The organism is Rhizobacter sp. (assembly GCF_031412075.1).
Lineage (GTDB): Bacteria > Pseudomonadota > Gammaproteobacteria > Burkholderiales > Burkholderiaceae_C > Rhizobacter.
This window is the reverse complement of the sequence record NZ_JANOCG010000542.1, coordinates 1-3,153: the sequence shown is the minus strand read 5'-3', so window position 1 is coordinate 3,153 and position 3,153 is coordinate 1. Positions and strand designations below refer to the sequence as shown.

Genomic DNA, 3,153 nt, shown 5'->3' with positions numbered 1-3,153 from the left:
CAGGCCCATTGAGGGCTCGTCCAGCAGCACCATCTTCGGATTGGCCATCAACGCGCGGCCGATGGCGCACATCTGCTGCTCGCCGCCCGAGGTGTAGGCCGCCTGCGAGCTGCGGCGCGTTTTCAAACGCGGGAAGTAGTTGTAGACCTTCTCCAGCGTCTGCGCCACCGCCGCCTTGCCGTCGCGCCGGGTGTAAGCGCCGGTCATCAGGTTTTCTTCGATGGTGAGGTGGGCGAAACAGTGCCGGCCCTCCATCACCTGGATCACGCCGCGGTTGACCATCTCCGAGGTCGACAGCGCTTCGATGCGCTCGCCACGCAGCTCGATGCTGCCCTTGGTCACCGCCCCCCGTTCGCCCGCCAGCAGGTTGCTGACGGCGCGCAGCGTGGTCGTCTTGCCGGCGCCGTTGCCCCCAAGCAAGGCCACGATGCCGCCTTCGGGCACTTGCAGCGACACGCCTTTCAGCACCAGGATCACGTGGTTGTAGATGACCTCGATGCCGTTGACGTTCAAGAGAATCTGAGCAGCTGTCATGGCGGTTCTTTCCGAAACCCTCCGTTCGCACTGAGCTTGTCGAATTGCCGGCAACGCGGTGCGCGCTGGCTTCGACAGGCTCAGCCCGAACGGAGATGGGGCTCAGCTCTGGCAATCCTCGGGCGTGCGACGCGTCATCTTCTTGTCCGCCGCGTACTTGTCCGCCGCCGCCTTCTGCATCGGCTTCAAGATCTGCTCATCGGCCTGCAGCCAGTCCGACGTGAAGTTCCACTTCGCGCCGTCCCAGGTGTGGATGCGCGCCCAGGCCACGCCCATGTGGTCGGCGCAGCTGGTCGAGAGCGGGCGCATCACGCCGGCAAATCCCAGCGCGTCGAGCTTCTTCTGGTCGAGCGCCATGTTTTCGTAGCCCCAGCGTGCCTGCTCGCCGGTCATCACCTTGCCTTTGCCGAAGCGCTCTTGCGCACGCTTGACACCTTCGACGGCGATCATGGCGCTCATCAGCCCGCGCATGTAGAGCACGGTACCGACCTCTTCTTTCGGCCCGGTGCCCTGGTTCTTGGCGTGCAGCGTGGCGAGCACGTCTTTCACCACCTTGGCGTTGGGCTCGGCCCCGTGTTGCAGCGCGAGGGCGTTGTAACCCTTGGCGCCATCACCCACGTCTTTCACATCAGGCTCGGCACCGGCCCACCACACGCCATACATCTTCTCGCGCGGGTAGCCGGTGGCCACGGCTTCCTTGAGCGCGGTGGAATTCATCACGCCCCAGCCCCACAACAGCACGTAGTCAGGCCGGTTCTGGCGGATCGACAACCACGCGGCCTTCTGCTCCACACCCGGGTGGGTGACGGGCACCGTGCTCAGCTCGAAGCCGTGCATCTTGGCGCGCTCCTGCAGCAGCGGAATGGGCTCCTTGCCGAAGCCGCTGTCGTGGTACACGAGCGCGATCTTCTTGCCCTTGAGCTTGTCAAGCCCGCCTTCCTTCTTGCCCAGGTGCTGGATCAAGATGTCGGCCGCCACCCAGTAGTGGCCGGCGATCGGGAAGTTCCACTTGTAGACCAGGCCGTCTTGCGAGGCGCTGATGCCATAACCCGGTGTGAGCAGCGGGATCTTGTCGCCCGGCACCTTCTCGGTCAGCGCTTGTGTGATGCCGGTGGAAAGCGGCTGGAACACCGTCGCCCCACCGTGCTTGCCCTTCAGACGCTCATAACACTCGATACCACGGTCGGTGGCGTAACCCGTTTCGCACTCTTCGCTGAGGATCTTCACGCCGTTGATGCCGCCCTTGGCATTGACCAGCTTGAAGTAGTCGGCAAAGCCATTGGCGAAGGGCACGCCGTTGGGCGCGTAGGCGCCGGTGCGGTACACCAGCGAGGGGAAGAACTGCTCCTTCGCCTGGGCCCAGGCCGCGTTCGATGCGGCCAGGCCCACGGCGGCGATTGCAGCGGCCATCGTCAGGGACTTCATCTTCATGTCTGCCTCCAGGGGGTGAAACGCACTGTCTGCCAGTGCTAGTGTGGAAACGGCCACAGCCGCAACTTCTCTTTGCCGATCGACCACAGGCGCGCCAGGCCGTGTGGCTCAACGATGAGAAAGAAAACGATCAGCGCACCAAAAATCATCGACTCGAGGTGAGCGGCCAGCGCGGTCGACATCGGGATGCCCAGCCACGCCGGCGCCTGGTTCAGCAACAAGGGAAGGATCACGATGAAGGCCGCGCCGAAGAAGCTGCCCATGATCGAACCCAGCCCGCCGATGATCACCATGAACAAGAGTTGGAACGAGCGGTCGATGGAAAACGCCGCCGACTCCCAGCCGCCCAGGTGCACAAAGCCCCACAGGGCGCCGGCCACGCCGACGATGAACGAGCTCACCGCAAACGCCGTCAGCTTGGCGTACATCGGGCGGATGCCGATCACGGCAGCGGCCACGTCCATGTCGCGAATGGCCATCCACTCGCGGCCGATGTGGCTGCGCACCAGGTTTTTGGCCATCAGCGCGAACACCACCACGAAGCTGAGGCAGAACAGGTACTTGGCGGCCGGTGTGGCGATGGGCAGGCCGAACACCTGCAGGTTCGACACCGACACCGCGCCCGAGGCCGAGTCGTTGGTGAACCACTTGATGCGCAGAAACGCCCAGTCGGTAAAAAACTGCGCCGCGAGCGTGGCCACCGCAAGGTAGAGGCCCTTGATGCGCAAGCTCGGGATGCCGAACAGCACGCCCACCACGGTGGAACACAAGCCGCCGAGCAGCAGCGACAAGATCAGCGGCATGCCTTCGATGCGTACCTGGAAGTTGTAGGCCGCATACGCACCCACCGCCATGAAGGCGCCGGTGCCGAGTGAGATCTGCCCGCAGTAGCCGACCAGGATGTTCAGGCCCAGGGCCGCCAGCGACAAGATCAGGAACGGGATCAGGATCGCGCGCACCAGGTAGTCGTCGGCCCACAGCGGCACGCCGATGAAAGCCGCGAGCAGCAGGGCGATGATGAACACCCGGTCTTGCAGGATCGGGAAGATCTGCAGGTCAGCGCGGTAGCTGGTCTTGAACTGGCCGTTTTCTCTGTACAGCATGGCTCAGACCCGGTCGATGATCTTCTCGCCGAACAAACCTTGCGGCCTGATCAGCAAGAACACAAGCGCCAACACATACGCAAAC

The 3,153-nt window shown here is 63.8% G+C and carries 3 protein-coding genes; all 3 read right to left on the bottom strand.

Annotated elements, in window-relative coordinates; all coding sequences use genetic code 11:
• Positions 1-534 (bottom strand): ATP-binding cassette domain-containing protein (locus RMO40_RS20265; RefSeq protein ID WP_309725229.1); only part of this gene is annotated, 534 nt, incomplete at its 3' end.
• A gap of 102 nt (positions 535-636) precedes the next feature.
• A complete protein-coding gene (locus RMO40_RS20260) occupies positions 637-1,965 on the bottom strand; it encodes an ABC transporter substrate-binding protein (protein ID WP_309725227.1) in 1,329 nt (442 codons plus the stop codon).
• 38 nt (positions 1,966-2,003) lie between these two features.
• The gene (locus tag RMO40_RS20255; protein WP_309725225.1) at positions 2,004-3,068 is read right to left on the bottom strand and encodes an ABC transporter permease subunit; all 1,065 of its coding nucleotides are present in this window, start codon (positions 3,066-3,068) and stop codon (positions 2,004-2,006) included.
• Between the last annotated feature and the right edge of the window lie 85 nt (positions 3,069-3,153).

Bases quoted from the DNA above. Each gene is read 5' to 3' on its own strand.
- RMO40_RS20260 (WP_309725227.1), bottom strand. From the start codon at position 1,965: ATGAAGATGAAGTCCCTGACGATGGCCGCTGCAATCGCCGCCGTGGGC.
- RMO40_RS20255 (WP_309725225.1), bottom strand. From the start codon at position 3,068: ATGCTGTACAGAGAAAACGGCCAGTTCAAGACCAGCTACCGCGCTGAC.